The following is a 16,528-nucleotide window of genomic DNA, read 5'->3' on the forward strand; positions in this document are numbered from 1 at the left end:
CTAAGAACTTTCAAATTACTCCGAATGTTTTGGAAGTAATTTGAAAGCAACACTTATTTTTGTCGCATCAAGACGGGGTTTACCGAATGCTTACTCCCTAATAAACTTCAATCTCATCTCTTACTTGCTTATAGGGTTTTCCCTATGATAAAAATGGTGTTTTCCCAATAACAAAACTGGTAGAATCCTTGGTTCCACACCTGCCTTCATAAGGTACATTTGTTATGTATATAATGGCACAAAAAAATATTAAACCCATTAATAAAACACTATACATATTAAATGAATTTCGGATAAAGATAAGTCAATGAAGAGACGCATTTTTATTAGCCTATACAACTACAGCATGAATAACGCAAAAAAAATTTCCAGATCACGATTATTGTACTTAGGACTCATCTTAGCTTCCTGTTTTCAAAATATAAAAGCCCAGAAATCTAATATGTCCATTGACGCCAGAGCTGATATCGTTTCCCGCTACATCTGGAGGGGAATGAATTTAAGCACTTCTCCTGCTATACAACCAAATATTGAATTTAATATTGGAAACTTTTGTTTAGGCTCTTGGGGCTCGTATACTTTCTCTTCAGAACCATATCAGGAAGTAGATCTATACCTTAGTTATTCTTTTAATTCCATTACGTTAACTATAAACAACTATTTTGTACCAGTTGATTCCATATCATTTAATAACAATTACTTTAACTGGAATAAAAACACAACTCCTCATGCACTGGAAGCAATGGTAAGTATTGATAATATTTTTAATTCCTCCTTATCTTTTTCATCTGCTACAATCCTTTATGGAAATGATCTAGATGGCGATGGAAACAAATACTTTTCTACATACTTTGAATTAAATCATGCTTTGAATATAGGAGATAACGAAGTATCATCTTTTTTAGGCTTAACCCCATTTGAAAGTTTATATGCTGAAGGATTTAGCGTTACAAACATTGGATTATCTGTATCCAGAAAGGTTCAACTTTCTGATCACGTCTCATTGCCTTTTTACGGATCTTTTATTATAAATCCGAATTCAGAAAATGCATACTTAGTATTTGGTTTATCTTTTTAATCATTAAAAATTAATAAAATGAAGTTAGGCTTAAACACAAAAATTAATTTATACATACTATCAACTTTTTCTGTTGTATTCGGAATTACACTTCTTATTATATTAATCAACACTTCAAAAAAATCAAAAAATGATGCTTATGAGTTAGCCGAGGTATTGGGCAAAGAAGTAGCTTTTGAAGTAAAAAATTATTTAGGAGAATCAATGCAGTCGACCTCTACTTTGGCACAATCAATGCTTACTCTGATTGACAATCACCCATCCAGGGAGCTAGCTGCCTTAATGTTGAAGAATGTACTGAACAACAATATGGATGGCTATGCTTGCTGGACCATGTTCGAGAAAAATGTCTTTGATGGGAAAGATAAGGAATATGCAAAAAAGTTTAATCAGGAATATGGCTTTTTTGGAGCATCATATTTTAGAGATGGAGACTTGCTATTACCACAAAACTATAACGCCGAGGCAATGATTCCTGCGTATTTAAGTAGCGATATAGTAAGCGAATATGAAGAAGATTATTACAGAGTAGCGGCTGACAGCAAACTACAGGCTGTATTAGATCCATATTTTTATAGTTTCACGGGAAATAAGAAAGATGAGAAATTTATGACTTCAGTAGTAACACCCGTACTTAAGAACAATGAAGTATTGGGGGTTGTGGGAACTGATATTGGTATGGATATGATATTAGCACTAAACTCAAAGACAAAAGTTTTTGAAACAGGCTTCTCCTCAATAATCACCAACAACCATATCGTTTGCGCTCATCCGGATAAAAGCTACCTCGAACTGTCAATCGATACGCTATTTAGCGGATATTCAACTGAATTAGGAAAATGCATTACTGAAGGGAAAGGATATTCTTATGAAACAACTTCTGAATACTCCGATAAAAAAGTAATCAGAATTTTTACTCCCATACAAATTGGAAATTCAAATACACCATGGTCTGTGATGGTTGAAATCCCTATTGAAAAAGTAATGGCGGAAACAAAAAAAGAATCTTTGATTATTCTATTTATTGGTGTCATTAGTTTATTAATCCTATTTGTAGTTGTATATATCATATCAAAAAACATTACCAACCCAATCTTTAAAATTGTTCACAAAATGGAAGATATTGCAAAAGGAAACATTAAAACATCCATTCGATTATCTGGTAGGAATGATGAAATAGGTTCTTTGGAAAACTCCATGAATGATATGATTATTAAGCTTCAAGAGGTTGTTCAAAGCATTATGAAAGGAGCCAATTATATCAGTGCAGCAAGTCAACAATTTAGCGGAACAGCTGAACAACTTTCCGAGGGAGCAACCAGGCAGGCAGCTTCTGTTGAAGAGGTTTCATCAACTACCGAAGAGATTTCTGCTAACATTGATCAAAATACAGAAAACTCAAAACAAACAGAAAGCATCTCCATCCAAGCTCAGTCAAAAATTGTAGAGGTTGCAGGTGAAACAAATAAGACTGTAGATGCTACCAGAGTGATAACCGAAAAAATTCAAGTGATTAACGATATTGCTTTTCAAACTAATATATTGGCATTAAATGCAGCTGTTGAAGCTGCCAGAGCAGGAGATGCAGGAAAAGGCTTTGCCGTAGTGGCAACAGAAGTGAGAAAATTGGCTGAAAACAGTAGAAAAGCAGCTGATGAAATCGTATTACATGCACAAAACACACTGGGAATGGCAGAAAGCATGGGAGAAAAAATGCAACTCATGATACCGGAAATAGAAAAAACAACCTCCTTAGTTCAGGAAATAGCATCTTCCAGCATCGAACAAAGTTCTGCTACCAGCCAGGTAAACATAGCCATTCAGGAACTCAACACTATATCACAGGAAAACTCATCTGCCTCTGAAGAGTTGGCATCCAGTGCCGAAGAATTATCCTCACAAGCGGAAAACCTAAAGGAGCTAATAGAATTCTTTAAAATTAATAATGAGGAATAATCTAATACCATGGAAAGAAGTATTAAGGTAATAATTGTTGACGACAGCCCCATGGCCATTGAAGGCGTTAAAGTATTATTGGAACCTTATAAAAACTTTAATGTAATTGATGTTTTTTGCAACGGGAAAGAAGTCATTGACTCAGATAATTTAGTAAATGCAGATTTGATAATAATGGATATCGAGATGCCGGTGCTTGGTGGTATTGAGACAGCTAAGCACATTAATTACATGTATCCCAACATCAAGTTACTTGCCTTAACTATGTATCAACACAAACTGTATCTAAAAGACATCATTGGTTCTGGTTTTAATGGTTTTGTAAACAAAGGATCTATGACTGAAGATTTAATAAATGTCATTTTTGAAGTTTTAAGTAATAAACGATCATACCCAAAGGATATAAAAATTTAATATAATGAACGGTTTAATAATAGATTTAATCAAAAGTGCTGCTACTATACCTGTAGCAATCATAATACTAAGGCTGATTTTTAAAAAGTCAATTATGTTTCAGTTTAGTATGATAACAGTCTCCTTTACAATCTTAGTTTCTTTTACAAAATCTTTAGAGTTTTATGGAGCATCTTATATGCAATATATTATTACTCCAATTAATGTAATTGTAGGAACTATAGTATTTATTTACATAAACCACTTATTAAAAAAACCCCTAGAGCAAGCCATTAACAAATTACAATTATTATCAGATGGGGATTTAAATATTGAAATTAGTGAATCTAAGTCTAAAAATGAACTTGGTATTTTAACCAACTCAATTATAAAACTATGCAACATACTTAATCTTGTTATTGCAGAAATTAATAGTGGCGCAGCAAATTTAGTTACTGCAAGTCATCAACTGAACAGTACGGCAGAGGAATTATCTCAAGCCGCATCTGAGCAAGCATCTTCTTTAGAAGAGATTTCTTCAACTATGGAAGAAATAGCCAGTAACGTGGCCAACAACAACCATAATGCAAATGAAACTTCTTCTATTGCTTCAGGTTCTTCAAAAGACATTGATAATGTTGCAAAGGTTTCAGACCGGAGTTACTCTGCAGTAAATAATATCTCAGATAAAATTGGGGTAATAAATGATATTGCCACCCAAACAAATATTTTAGCACTAAACGCTGCCGTAGAAGCAGCTCGCGCAGGGGACGCTGGTAAAGGCTTTGCAGTTGTGGCTGCCGAAGTTAGGAAATTAGCAGAAAACAGTAAGAAAGCCGCTGATGAAATAATAGTTATGACAGATTCTACCAAGTCACAAACAGAACAAGCTAATTTATTGCTCAATGAAATAAAACCTAATATAAACAAGACCTCTGATTTAGTGCAAGAAATAGCTACTGCCAGTATGGAACAAAATAATGGTGTAAACCAGATAAACAATGCCATTCAACAATTAAACTCATTAACTCAACAAAATGCAGCTGCTGCCGAAGAAATGACATCCAGCTCAGAGGAAATGACAACACAAGCTGAAAACTTAAAAGAGTTGGTTTCGTTTTTCAAGCTATGATCAAGGTACCCTTAAAATATTCTTTATAAATAAGCACACACAGGGCTATTTTGCCATGTTTGCAAATACAAATTCTTCAATTTGCATTACTTAGCACTATATTTTTATTTCAATCCTGAATTTTGTCGTTTCATTTTCTTTAAGAAAAATACCAGGTTGTATCACTATACTTTTGTACCTGTTAAAATACAATGTTGAAGAAGATAATAACCAATAAGAAAATGAGACGAGCAAACTTTTTGATGCTGGCATTAATGCTGGCCGCGGGAATATTTACCTCTTGCGGTAGTAATGAATCCCAAGACAAGGAAAAGGCACGATATGTAAAATCAACAGAAATTCTTCCTGCCGACAATAACAACAAATTAATTTACAACGGAATTGTCAAAGAGCGCAGACAGGTAACCTTATCGTTCAAGGTAGGTGGCCCTGTGCAGGAATTGCTGGTAGACGCCGGAGACTATGTACAGCAGGGACAAGTTCTTGCCAGAATTGATAAAAGAGATTACAACATACAGGTACAGGCCACAGAAGCCCGCTACACACAAACCAAAGCGGAATATGAACGCTACCAAAAATTATATGAGAGAAAAAAACTCCCAAAAAACACACTGGATCAATTAAAGGCCGGATACCTGATGGCTAAAAGTCAATACGATGCAGCCATTAACGCATTGGCCGACACAGATCTGAAAGCTCCTTTTTCAGGATATGTGGATAAAAAGATGATCGAAAATTTTGAGACCGTGGGTGCCGGGCAACCTATTGTTGAATTACTTGATTTTAGCGACCTGGAAATAGTGGTTAGTATACCCGAAGGACATATTAACGAAATGAACGACATTGCGCAAATAACCTGCGACATCCGCAATGCCAACCAGTTTGATGTTCCTGCAAAGGTTAAATCGCTAAGCAAAAAAACAGGGGACGATCATATGTTTGAAGCTAAAATATTGTTAGAAACAGAGAACCTGGAACACATCAAACCCGGAATGGTAGCCAAAGTAAAAGTGTTACAGGATAGTTCCTGCAAAGAAAGCATGTTGGTTCCGGTTGAATCTGTATTTGCAGAAGCAGGAAAAAAATACATTTGGCTCATAACATCAAACGCTACAGTTAAAAAACAAGAAGTTTCTGTATTGAAAGTACAAGGCAATGGTTTAATCGAAATTAAATCAAACATCAAAGCAGGCCAGCAAGTAGTAACTGCCGGAGTGCATACACTGATTGAAAACCAGGAAGTAAAAGTATTGCCTAAAAAATCGGAAACAAACATCGGAGGTTTACTATGAGCAAAGGAATATTGGAAAAGGTATTGAACCAAAAAGCTTTTATTACCGCCCTGTTGTTTGCAGTATTTTTTGGCGGCATAATAGCGTTCGATGGCTTAGGAAAACTAGAGGATGCTGAAATCCCCATCAAATCAGCAGTTATTATCACTCCATATCCAGGTGCATCTGCCGATGAAGTTGAACTGGAGGTAACAGATGTATTGGAAAAAGCCGTTCAAAAACTTGAAAACATTGACTTTATTGAATCCAGGTCTATTGGTGGCATGTCTGAAATCACAGTCAACGTTTCAGATAACGTACGAACTCCGCAAATGCCGCAGATATATGACCACCTACGCAGGAAAATCAATGACATAAAAGGAGATTTACCGGAAGGCGCCAGCGAGCCTGTTGTAGTTGATGACTTTGGTGATGTATACGGAATTTTTATTTCGGTTAGTGCCGATGGCTATTCTTACCAGGAATTAAATGAATACGTAGAGTACATCAAACGTGAGCTTTTATTGGTTGACAAGATCAAGAGAATTGAGATCTTCGGACAACAGACCGAAACGATAGACATCCGTTTCTCAAACGAGAAATTTGCACAACTGGGTATCAACCCCATGCTGATTGTTCAGGCTATTAACGACCAGGCAAGCATTGTAAACCCAGGCAATGTAGTGGTTGGCACTGAACGGATCCGATTAAGCTTAGGTGCTAAATTTAAGGATATTGATGATATCAAAAACTTATTGGTACAAGTACCTAAAGGAGGTTCATTCTTACTGGGTGAAATAGCCAATGTAGAACACAGCTTTTATTCACCCAAAAGAAACGACTTTAAATACAACGGCAAAAAAGCCATGTCTTTAGCTATCTCAATGGAGAGCAAAGTAAACGTGATCAAAGTCGGAGAAGTATTTGATGCCAAAATCAATGAACTTCAGCAAAATTTACCGGTAGGCATCGAGATCAATAAAATATTTTATCAACCGGAAAGGGTTCAGCTGGCGATCCGTGGTTTTATGGTTAACCTGATCGAATCTGTTCTGATTGTAATTGTAGTACTGCTTTTTGCCATGGGGCTACGATCCGGTTTGTTGATTTCAAGTGGATTGGTTTTTACAATTTTGGCCACCTTTATTGTTATGCTGGCAGTTGGCATTGAACTGCAACGCGTATCGTTAGCTGCCATTATTGTAGCAATGGGTATGCTGGTTGACAACTCGATTGTTGTTGCGGATGGTATACTAATTGACCTGAAAAAAGGGGTAGAAAGGAAAAAAGCATTTATCAATACAGCCCAAAAAACAGCCATGCCATTGTTAGGGGCAACCATTGTTGCAATTTTAGCCTTTATGCCGTTAGGGTTTTCGCCTGGTGGTGCTGGTGAATTTTTAAAGTCATTATTTTATGTATTGGCCATTTCTCTGTTCCTAAGCTGGATTTTTGCCATGGTTCAAACCCCTTTTATGGCTAACTGGTTTTACCGCGGCAAAATTGCACAAAGCAAAGGCGATGAAGAACTGTTTAACAATGGCTTGTACCGTTGGTTCCGCAGGGTATTAAAACAAATGCTGTGGCATAAAACCGTTTTCTCAATTGTTACACTAATCGTGTTGTTAGTTTCTATCTGGTCCTTTAAGTTTGTCCGCCAGGAGTTTTTCCCTGCTTTGGACTATCCTCAATACGTTATAGAGTATTGGCTACCTCAGGGAAGTGATATTTACCAGGTAGAAAAAGACCTGGAAGAAGCCCAAAAAGCAATTAGCAAGTGGGATGGTGTTAAAAACGTTACAACTTCATTAGGCCAGACACCGGCACGTTATACCTTGCTAAGGCCTATGACCACAATCAACAGCAATTATGGCGAATTGATTATTAGTGCTGTAGATTTCCCTACTGCACAAAAAACCTCATCCGAGATAGTGGAGTTTTTGAAAAAGGAATTTCCTCAGGCTACAGCAAGGGCCAGAACCTATAGCCCCATGTTCAGCGAGTATTTGGTAGAGGCTAAATTCTCCGGGCCGGATCCTGCCGTATTAAGGAAGCTGGCCGAAGAAGCCAAGGCCATAATGCGTGCCAATCCAATGACTGAGGTTACTACCGACAACTGGAAAAACCAGGCTAAAGTTTTAACCCCTGAATATTCAGTTGAACAGGCACGCTTATTGGGAATTTCGAGAAGCGATGTTGCCAACTCCCTTGCCATTGCATCAAATGGCTTACCGGTTGGGGCGATATACCGGGGCGTTGACGTTCTTCCGGTAATGCTAAAAATGGAAGAGCCCATCGGACAAAGCGTTGAGAATATTGAATCGGTTCCTGTATGGAGCAATACAATGTCGAGCGTACCATTAGGCCAGGTAATTGATTCGGTAAAAGTAAGCTGGGAAAACCAGACCATACGCCGGTATGATGGAATCAGGGCCATAAAAGCTCAGTGTAATCCCAAGAGCCAATATACAGCTCCGGAATTATGGAATGCTTTACATCAGGAAATTGAAGCAATTGAATTACCTCATGGGTATAAAATGCAATGGCTGGGCGACCATAAAGACAGCCAGGAAGCCAACGAGCACCTGTTTGCACTACTGCCTCTGGCTTTAGGACTTATGGTACTTATTATCATTTTATTGTTTAACAACCTGAAACAACCCATAATTATCATGGGAGTGGTTCCAATGGCATTAATGGGTGTCGCCATTGGTCATCATGTGATGCAGGCCACTTTTGGTTTTATCGGAATTATAGGTTCATTGGGATTGATAGGTATGATGATTAAAAATGCCATCGTATTGCTGGATGAAATTAATGATGAAATAAGCCGGGGAGTTGATCAGGTAAATGCAATTATAAATTCTGCCATATCCAGGATGCGTCCGGTAATGATGGCATCTTTAACAACAATTTTAGGAATGATTCCATTGCTGGTTGATGTGATGTTTAAAGGAATGGCTGTAGCAATTATGTTTGGATTATTGGTAGGCTCTATTGTTACCTTATTGGTTGTTCCGGTAATGTATGCCATCCTTTACAAGGTTAACACTAAAGTTCTACATGATTAATTAAGTACAATGAAGAAATATATTTATTCAATTATATTGGTTCTTGTAGCGATTTTGTTGCCCATGAATGCATGGGCACAAAAATCGCTCAGTATTCAGGAATCACGGGATTTGGCTTTAGAGTTTAACAAATCTCTCAAAATTGCAGCGCAACAAAAAAAGGAAGCTGTTGCTGAAAAAAAGGAAGCTTTCACCAACTATTTACCAAACATTGATGCAAGTGCAACCGCTTCGTATATGCCTACTATGGAAGATATAGTTATCCCGGGCTTTCGGTTGCCTACAGATGCAGAAGGAACAGCAGAAAGTGACGCCTACTTTCCCGGACTGACGGTGAATACCGACAAACTTTCCATGTTACAGGGATCTATATCGGCTCAACAAGCCATATACGCAGGGGGTCAGGTGCGCCTGGCTAACAAAATGGCCCAAACAGGCGTTGAAATAAGAGAACAGGCATTTCAGCTTGAGAAAGCTGAGGTAATATTAAATACCGACCAGGCATATTGGAACCTGGCAGCAATGGGCGAAACTGTAAAGCTGGCTGAAGCCTATGTGCATATGCTTGATAGCCTGGAACAGCAAATGAATGATATGTATGAACTTGGCTTAACTCCTAAAAGCGAAAAGCTAAGGGTTACTGTTCAGAAAAATGATGCTGAATTAAACTTATTACGTGCCCGTAACGGCTTTCGCCTGATGCAAATGAATTTATGCCAGGTTATCGGCTTGCCACTAAATACCGAGATCAGCATCACCGATACTGCAGAAGAAAACCCAACGCTGCCTGACATTACCAATAGTACATCACAGGCACTATCGCAACGTCAGGAATTAAAAATGCTTGAAGGACAGGCAAATGTTTATGGCTATCAAAAAAAGATGGTAAACGCAGAATACCTTCCTCAGCTTGGTGCCCAGGTATCGTACGACAAATATAAGGTAAGTAATGATTTGTACGATGATGCTACTATTACCGTAGGTGGCCAGTTATCTATTCCTGTATTTCACTGGTTTGAGAAGAAACATAAAAAATCGGCTGCCCAGGCCAGGATAGAACAAGCTAACTTAAACCTGAGCAACACTCAGGAACTGGTACAGCTTGAAGTGCAACAGGTAATTATCCAGCTACAGGAAGGATATGAATATATATTACTGTCGAAAAAAAATAAGGCTGAGGCACAGGAAAGTCTGGAAGAAACTGAAGCCAGTTTTGAAGTGGGCTTAAATACCACCACCGATTTATTGAATGCCCAGGCTGCATGGCAGGATGCCGTTGCCCAGGAAATTGAGGCACTAACCGAATTTGAAGTATTAAAAACCAGATATCAAAAAGCTTTAGGTTTATTGTAAGTAGTAAATTGTGTTTATCCCGGCTCCGAGCTGTTTTTTCTTCAACATTTTTAACTTTTCATTCGGAGACGGGATTTTTTATAACACCAACATCTATCATACAAGCATAGCAACAACTATCGCTCAATAAATCTTATTTTTACACCTGTTCAGGAAAAGAATCTAATTTTGCATAAAGATGTTAAAGAGTAACAGATACGATGAGAAGTGCACGCACTGGCGAAAATTGCACAAAGAAAAATTCCAGCTTTTTCGCAAACGCTTGTATTTTGCCCTTATCATGAGTACCGCATTTTACTTCACTTGCTATAAACTTATCCTCCACCTTAAGACTTTTCATTATCAGAGCTTCCTCTTTTCCATTTTTGTTTTCCTTGTGTTTTCAGAAGGGATTTTATTTTTTGACAAATTAATTGCCCGGAAATTTCCATGGCACGAAGCTGTGAAAAAAAGAATTTTTTCATTGTTTTTAATCGCTCTTTTATTCTTTTTGTTTGCAAGCAAATTTCTGCCCTACATAGAAAGGGTTTTTTATGATGTGATTATTTTTGATAAGATAGAGGATAACCTGGTGCGGATGGTTGGCTTTTTGTACATGATTATTTATGTGGTATTGGTAATAGCCGGCAATTATCAAAAAACGCTCAACTATTTTTTAATTGAGAACGAAAAGCTGAAACAAGAAAAAATACTTAGCGATTATAAAGCTCTGCAAGACCAGTTAAATCCACATTTTTTATTTAACAACCTGAGTACTTTAATTGCCATAATCCATACAGACAAAGACAAGGCTGTTGATTTTGCAGAGAATTTTACCGATGTTTACCGATACGTTTTAACCAAGGAAGGGCAAGTGGCCGTAACCGTTGAGGATGAATTGAATTTCCTGAATTCATATACCACCCTCCACATGGCACGGATTGGGCACGGACTAAAAGTGGACATTGATGTTAAGGAACCTTATACCAGGAAAAAAGTGCCGCATCTGAGTTTGCAGATCCTGGTTGAAAATGCCATAAAACACAACATCACCTCTAAAACAAAACCTTTAATAATACGAATTGGGATTAACGAAGGCAAATTGTATGTAGCCAACAACAAACAACTAAAGCAATCAACCTACTCAACCAAAACCGGTCTTTCAAACCTTAGCAAGAGGTTGAAGATTTTAACCGACGAAGAACTCAGAGTAATAGAGGATGAATCTACCTACAGGGTAGAAATCCCTTTAATTGATTAATATAAACTCCGGTGATATGGCCTATAAATATATAATAGTTGAAGACGAAATTCACAGTGCACAAATGCTTGCCAGCATGGTTTCTGAACTACGCCCCGATTGGAGTAACGAGGGCATGTTTGAAACAGTTGAAGAAACAGTTATCTGGCTTAATGAAAACGAGCATCCTAACATTATTTTCCTCGACATCCAGCTTGCCGACGGAATTAGCTTCTCTATTTTTGAACAAGTAAAAATTGACAGCGCAGTAATATTTACAACCGCCTACGATGAATATGCCGTTAATGCCTTTAAACTTAACAGCATTGATTATATATTAAAACCGGTAAAAAAAGAACTACTGGAAGCTGCCATTGAAAAGTATGAAAATGTACTTACTCTAATTGAAGGTGAAGCAAACGCAAGCATTGATTACAAAAATCTTTTAGCAGGTCTTCAAAATGGAGAGGGAACTTACCGCAAGCGGTTTTTGGTATCAAAGCGTGATGCGTATTTCTCCATCCCGGTTCAGGATATTGCCTACATATATTTTGAATCGAAACTTACTTATGCCGTAACTTTCGATAAAAAAGAATATATCATCAACTTTACCCTCGACAAACTGGAAGAGGAACTTGATCCCTCCTTGTTTATTAGGGCAAACCGTCAGGCCATAGTGAGCTTAAATGCAATCCACTCCCTTGAAAACTATTTTGGAGGAAAGCTAATTGTTAAACTCCTTCCTCAATTCGATCAAAAATATGTTATAAGCCGGGCAAAAGCATCTGTATTTAAAAACTGGCTTGATAGTTAGGGTTAGTTGAAAGTGAAAAGTTGAAAGTAAAAAGTGGAAAGTTGAAAGTGGAACGTGGGGGATTGGAGTTGTGATATAAACTAATTTTATTGCTATGGCATTAAAGACAAATATATCTTCGTATATTGCGAATAACTATTTAAAAATTAAAAACTATGGCAAGTCGAAGAGACCTTAAAAAGGATATAAATTATCTGGCAACAGAAATCCTTTCGCAAGGCTACATGAAGTTAGCTTTGATGGAAACTGTTAAAGAAGAGGATTTACAGCCTATTATGGCTGAGGCTATTGAAATGAGGAATGAATATGTTTCGAGAGCTAACCACCCCAACGGCAGACATAATAAAAAAGTAACCAAAGACTATTTTCAGGCTTTAAGAAAAGGGTTAATGGAAAAAGCAGTTGAATTGTTAAACAAGATTCAGGCTTTAAACTAATCAAATTTGATGGTAAGCTGATAGGGTTTCGGGGATTCTTCTCCCGTATCAAGGTTTGAAACGGAAAGTCCCATTAACCGCAAAGGCTTATCTATAACTGCATCACTTAAAAGCGTGCTTGCCAATTGGGCAAGCATTTCTTTTTTATCAATATTATACAATACTGTTTTACTGTGGGTACTCTGCCTGAAATCATTAAACTTAACCTTCAGAGTCAACGTTCGGCCGTTTCTTTTAGCCTTTTCCATCCGTTTCCACAAGCCATCTATCAATATATCCAGTTCATGCTTTAACTCAGCCCCTGTACTTTTATCCTTCAAAAAAGTATTTTCTATACCAATGGATTTCCTGATTCGGTTTGGCACAACTTCACGGTTATCAATACCACGGCAAATAGAATAAAAGAAATGTCCGGCCTTTCCAAAATGTTTTACCAATCCATTTAAACTCCACTCCTGCAAATCCCGGCCAAAGTAAATCCCAAGCTGGTTCATTCTTTCAGCCGTTTTCTTTCCTACCCCGTAAAAATCCTTTACTGCCAGGTTTTCAATAAACGGCAGTACACCATCCGGTTTTATAACAAACAATCCATTGGGTTTATCCTGGTCGGATGCAATTTTTGCCAAAAACTTGTTTACGCTAATCCCTGCCGATGCAGTCAGTTGGGTTTGGTCCCATATCCTTTGCCTGATCTCCTGCGCAATCAGTGTTGCCGAATTAAGTTTCTTTTTATTTCGGGTAACATCCACAAAAGCCTCATCAATGCTCAATGGTTCAACCAAATCACTATAATCATAAAGGATATTCATCACTTGCGAAGAAACCGATTTATAAACTTCAAAACGGTGTGGCTGAAATATAAGGTGCGGACATTTTTTCAGGGCAACCTGAGACGCCATGGCCGAACGCACTCCATACTTCCGGGCTTCGTAACTTGCTGCAGCAATTACTCCCCGTTGCGACGATGAACCTACTACAACAGGCTTCCCCCTGAGCTCTGGAAAATCCCTCTGCTCAACGGATGCAAAGAAAGCATCCATATCAATGTGAATTATTTTTCTAACAACTGCTTCTGCCATTTTCTTCTTCCAAAAATACAGTTTTTATCCGACAAACTATTTCCCTTCTCTCCCCTTCCTATCGTACCACTCACTTTTCATGGCTCATACATCCAATAACCAAATCCTGTCAAAAGTCCTTTAAACAACCATATTATTCTATTAATTTTATGGTATTGAAAAATATTATAAAGGAACAACACATGAGAACGTCAATTGGGATAATGATTGCCTGTTTGCTTTTTGCTGCGTGCAGCAAGCAACCTGACCAAAACAAAGAACTCCATATGGAAACTGCAAACATCACAAAAGAAACCATTAAAAATACAATTAACAGCATTGAAAAGATTTTCCCGGATTCTGAAGCTGAATTAATCACTAAAGGCGTGGAACACGCTGCCTCTTTATGGAGAAATACAGATGGTTCTGAAGCTGAATTTAAAAACTTTTGCGAAAAGCAGTTTATTGGCAACAGCCAGCAAAAAAGCCTTGTGTTCGAAAAAATAAGCCGTAACCTGGAAGTGTTGTATGGCCATTTTAACAAAATAAGTCTCGACCTGCAAAAGCCCCTGCACCAACCCATGGGTGAAATATTGGAAGTGGACAAGGCCTTTGGTGCTTATAACCCTAATGCACATTTAAATGCAGACTTATACAGAAACAAACTGGCATTTACCATCGCCCTAAACTTTCCTTATTATTCGCTAGAGGAAAAGGACGAAATGGCACAGGATTGGAGTAGACTTGACTGGGCGTATGCACGTTTAGGCGACAGGTTTGCTTCTCGCATCCCATCCCATATCCTGCAAAAAGTTTCTGAAATAGAATCAGCTTCTGATATTTACATTTCGGACTATAATATTTATATGGGCAACCTCACCGATGCTACCCAAACATCATTCTTTCCTAAGGATATGGTATTGCTATCACACTGGAACCTAAGGGATGAAATTAAATCGCAATACAGCAAGGGAGAAAAAGGATTGGCATCGCAGGCTATGATTTACCAAGTAATGAAAAGGATTATAGACCAGTCAATACCCCAAAAGGTAATCAACAACGATGAGTTTAAATGGGATCCTTATACCAATGTGGTTTACAAAGATGGTAAAGGGATTGAAGCTACACCTGAAAACAACCAGCGCTACCAGCAAATACTAAATAATTTCCATGTTTCAAGAGAGATGGATCAGTACGCCACCTTAAATACTGCTATCCGAAGGGCTTTTGAGGGACAAATGGAAATTACCCAAAAAGACGCTGAAAAACTTTTTGTAAAGTTCTTATCATCAAAAGAATTGAAAAATGTTGCAGAACTCATAAAGCAACGTCTGGGACGTGATTTAAAACCCTGGGATATATGGTACGACGGTTTCAAGTCAAGAAGTTCAATTGATGAAGATGCCCTAAACACCATAACACAAAAGCGCTACCCAAATGCCAAAGCCTTTGATGCAGACCTGCCCAACATGCTTGTTAAATTAGGTTTCTCAGAGAAAAAGGCCCATTATCTGGCAGAAAAGATTGATGTTGATCCGGCCAGGGGTTCCGGTCATGCCTGGGGAGCCGGCATGAAAGGTGAAACAGCTCACCTGCGAACCCGGATACCTGAAACAGGCATGAACTACAAAGGCTACAATATTGCCATCCATGAATTTGGCCATAATGTAGAACAAACCATATCGCTGTACGATGTGGATCATTACTTACTGAACGGTGTTCCCAACACTGCTTTCACCGAAGCCCTGGCATTTATTTTTCAGTCGCGCGACCTGGAACTGTTGGGCATAAAAAATAAAGATTCGCAACAACAATATTTAAAAACACTGGATTCATTTTGGTCTACTTATGAAATCATGGGCGTATCATTGCTCGACCAACGTATGTGGAAGTGGCTTTATGCCAATACAAACGCTACTGCCGGCGAATTAAAAGATGCAGTAGAAAAAATTGCCAAAGAAATATGGAATGATTTCTACGCTCCGGTTTTCGGTATGAAAGATGAACCAATTTTGGCTGTTTACTCCCATATGATCAGCAATCCATTATATTTATCCAATTACGCCTTTGGACAGCTTATCCAGTTTCAGGTAGAACAGCATCTTGACAATTCTGATTTTGCAGCTGAAGTTCAGCGTTTATACCGCATAGGGTGCATTACGCCTGGTGCCTGGATGCAAGAAGGAGTTGGCAAAGATATTTCTATTGATCCGTTGGTAGACATGACGCATAAAGCTGTTAAGAAGGTTAGTGAAAATTTGTAACTTGATGAATTTTGATTTATCTGTTTCTCCCGGCATAACCTTTGAAGATGAACACCCTTCAGAATTGCATCCTGCTATACACCTGGAATGTGCCTATAGTTTCCCTCTTGGAAATTTTCATATCGGCCCTGTTGTTTCACTGGGAGCACATGATGAAAAACAACATTGGCATAGGTTTACATTTGGGCTATGGTTTTTAACCTAAGTCACTGATATAGGCATTGCTGCAACTTGCAGCAAAGTTTCCCCAACTGGGGAAAGTCTCCTGCAACTTGCAGCAAGGTTTCCCCAACCGGGGAAAGTCTCCTGCAATCTGCAGCAAGGTTTCCCCAACCAGGGAAAGTCCCCTGCAACCTGCAGCAAGGTTTCCCTAACCGGGGAAAGTCTCCTGCAATCTGCGACAAGGTTTCCCTGGCATTAATTATTTGTTTCAGACTTACAGCCTGATATTTACAGCTTGGTATTTTCAAGGGGCGATGCCC

General features: G+C 38.2%; 13 protein-coding genes and 1 pseudogene. 12 read left to right on the plus strand and 2 right to left on the minus strand.

What is annotated here, in order from left to right:
- Window positions 1–346 precede the first annotated feature (346 nt).
- The 10 genes and pseudogenes from OM074_RS20125 (at window position 347) to OM074_RS20170 (ending at window position 12,724) form a co-directional block, all read left to right on the plus strand.
- Window positions 347–1,078 (plus strand): TorF family putative porin, encoded by a 732-nt coding sequence (locus OM074_RS20125; protein WP_301202447.1) that lies wholly within the window; start codon window positions 347–349, stop codon window positions 1,076–1,078.
- Between the two features lie 294 nt (window positions 1,079–1,372).
- A pseudogene (locus OM074_RS20130) lies at window positions 1,373–3,034 on the plus strand (methyl-accepting chemotaxis protein); the annotation flags it as partial.
- A gap of 9 nt (window positions 3,035–3,043) precedes the next feature.
- Window positions 3,044–3,448: a response regulator gene (locus OM074_RS20135; RefSeq protein ID WP_301202450.1), complete on the plus strand. Its 405-nt coding sequence runs from the start codon at window positions 3,044–3,046 to the stop codon at window positions 3,446–3,448.
- A 523-nt stretch (window positions 3,449–3,971) separates the two neighbouring features.
- Window positions 3,972–4,559 carry a methyl-accepting chemotaxis protein gene (locus OM074_RS21650; RefSeq protein ID WP_435873447.1) on the plus strand — a complete coding sequence of 196 codons (588 nt, stop codon included), beginning with the start codon at window positions 3,972–3,974 and terminating at the stop codon, window positions 4,557–4,559.
- A gap of 221 nt (window positions 4,560–4,780) precedes the next feature.
- Entirely contained in the window at window positions 4,781–5,851 is a 1,071-nt protein-coding gene (locus tag OM074_RS20145) for an efflux RND transporter periplasmic adaptor subunit (RefSeq protein ID WP_301202452.1), read from the plus strand.
- A complete protein-coding gene (locus OM074_RS20150; protein WP_301202453.1) occupies window positions 5,848–8,901 on the plus strand; it encodes an efflux RND transporter permease subunit in 3,054 nt (1,017 codons plus the stop codon). Before OM074_RS20145 ends, OM074_RS20150 begins: the two co-directional genes overlap by 4 nt.
- Window positions 8,902–8,910: 9 nt before the next feature.
- Window positions 8,911–10,254, plus strand: a complete 1,344-nt coding sequence (locus tag OM074_RS20155) for a TolC family protein (RefSeq protein ID WP_301202455.1) — start codon at window positions 8,911–8,913, stop codon at window positions 10,252–10,254.
- A 442-nt stretch (window positions 10,255–10,696) separates the two neighbouring features.
- Window positions 10,697–11,494 carry a sensor histidine kinase gene (locus OM074_RS20160; RefSeq protein ID WP_301202456.1) on the plus strand — a complete coding sequence of 266 codons (798 nt, stop codon included), beginning with the start codon at window positions 10,697–10,699 and terminating at the stop codon, window positions 11,492–11,494.
- Window positions 11,495–11,510: 16 nt separating this feature from the next.
- Window positions 11,511–12,287 carry a LytR/AlgR family response regulator transcription factor gene (locus OM074_RS20165; RefSeq protein ID WP_301202458.1) on the plus strand — a complete coding sequence of 259 codons (777 nt, stop codon included), beginning with the start codon at window positions 11,511–11,513 and terminating at the stop codon, window positions 12,285–12,287.
- Between the two features lie 155 nt (window positions 12,288–12,442).
- Window positions 12,443–12,724: a hypothetical protein gene (locus OM074_RS20170; protein WP_301202459.1), complete on the plus strand. Its 282-nt coding sequence runs from the start codon at window positions 12,443–12,445 to the stop codon at window positions 12,722–12,724.
- Here OM074_RS20170 and dinB read toward each other — a convergent pair.
- Window positions 12,721–13,803 carry a DNA polymerase IV gene (gene dinB / locus OM074_RS20175; RefSeq protein WP_301202460.1) on the minus strand — a complete coding sequence of 361 codons (1,083 nt, stop codon included), beginning with the start codon at window positions 13,801–13,803 and terminating at the stop codon, window positions 12,721–12,723. The two genes, OM074_RS20170 and dinB, sit on opposite strands and share 4 nt — an antisense overlap.
- A gap of 182 nt (window positions 13,804–13,985) precedes the next feature.
- On the opposite strand from dinB, the gene OM074_RS20180 reads away from it, so the two are divergent.
- Together OM074_RS20180 and OM074_RS20185 are read left to right on the plus strand one after the other, a co-directional pair.
- Window positions 13,986–16,046: a gluzincin family metallopeptidase gene (locus OM074_RS20180; protein ID WP_301202461.1), complete on the plus strand. Its 2,061-nt coding sequence runs from the start codon at window positions 13,986–13,988 to the stop codon at window positions 16,044–16,046.
- Between the two features lie 4 nt (window positions 16,047–16,050).
- Window positions 16,051–16,251, plus strand: coding sequence for a hypothetical protein (locus OM074_RS20185; protein WP_301202462.1), 201 nt, complete (start codon window positions 16,051–16,053; stop codon window positions 16,249–16,251).
- Window position 16,252: 1 nt separating this feature from the next.
- On the opposite strand, the gene OM074_RS20190 is transcribed toward OM074_RS20185, so the two are convergent.
- Window positions 16,253–16,528, minus strand: a 276-nt coding sequence (locus tag OM074_RS20190) for a hypothetical protein (protein ID WP_301202464.1), incomplete at its 5' end; no start/stop codon positions are given.

This window comes from Plebeiibacterium marinum (genome assembly GCF_026013615.1).
In the GTDB taxonomy this organism is placed as follows: domain Bacteria; phylum Bacteroidota; class Bacteroidia; order Bacteroidales; family Marinilabiliaceae; genus Saccharicrinis; species Saccharicrinis marinus_A.

Coding starts and splice junctions, on each gene's coding strand:
- OM074_RS21650 (WP_435873447.1), top strand. CDS start 3,972: ATGGAAGAAATAGCCAGTAACGTGGCCAACAACAACCATAATGCAAAT.
- OM074_RS20180 (WP_301202461.1), top strand. CDS start 13,986: ATGAGAACGTCAATTGGGATAATGATTGCCTGTTTGCTTTTTGCTGCG.
- OM074_RS20145 (WP_301202452.1), top strand. CDS start 4,781: ATGAGACGAGCAAACTTTTTGATGCTGGCATTAATGCTGGCCGCGGGA.
- dinB (WP_301202460.1), bottom strand. CDS start 13,803: ATGGCAGAAGCAGTTGTTAGAAAAATAATTCACATTGATATGGATGCT.
- OM074_RS20170 (WP_301202459.1), top strand. CDS start 12,443: ATGGCAAGTCGAAGAGACCTTAAAAAGGATATAAATTATCTGGCAACA.
- OM074_RS20155 (WP_301202455.1), top strand. CDS start 8,911: ATGAAGAAATATATTTATTCAATTATATTGGTTCTTGTAGCGATTTTG.
- OM074_RS20185 (WP_301202462.1), top strand. CDS start 16,051: ATGAATTTTGATTTATCTGTTTCTCCCGGCATAACCTTTGAAGATGAA.
- OM074_RS20150 (WP_301202453.1), top strand. CDS start 5,848: ATGAGCAAAGGAATATTGGAAAAGGTATTGAACCAAAAAGCTTTTATT.
- OM074_RS20125 (WP_301202447.1), top strand. CDS start 347: ATGAATAACGCAAAAAAAATTTCCAGATCACGATTATTGTACTTAGGA.
- OM074_RS20165 (WP_301202458.1), top strand. CDS start 11,511: ATGGCCTATAAATATATAATAGTTGAAGACGAAATTCACAGTGCACAA.
- OM074_RS20135 (WP_301202450.1), top strand. CDS start 3,044: ATGGAAAGAAGTATTAAGGTAATAATTGTTGACGACAGCCCCATGGCC.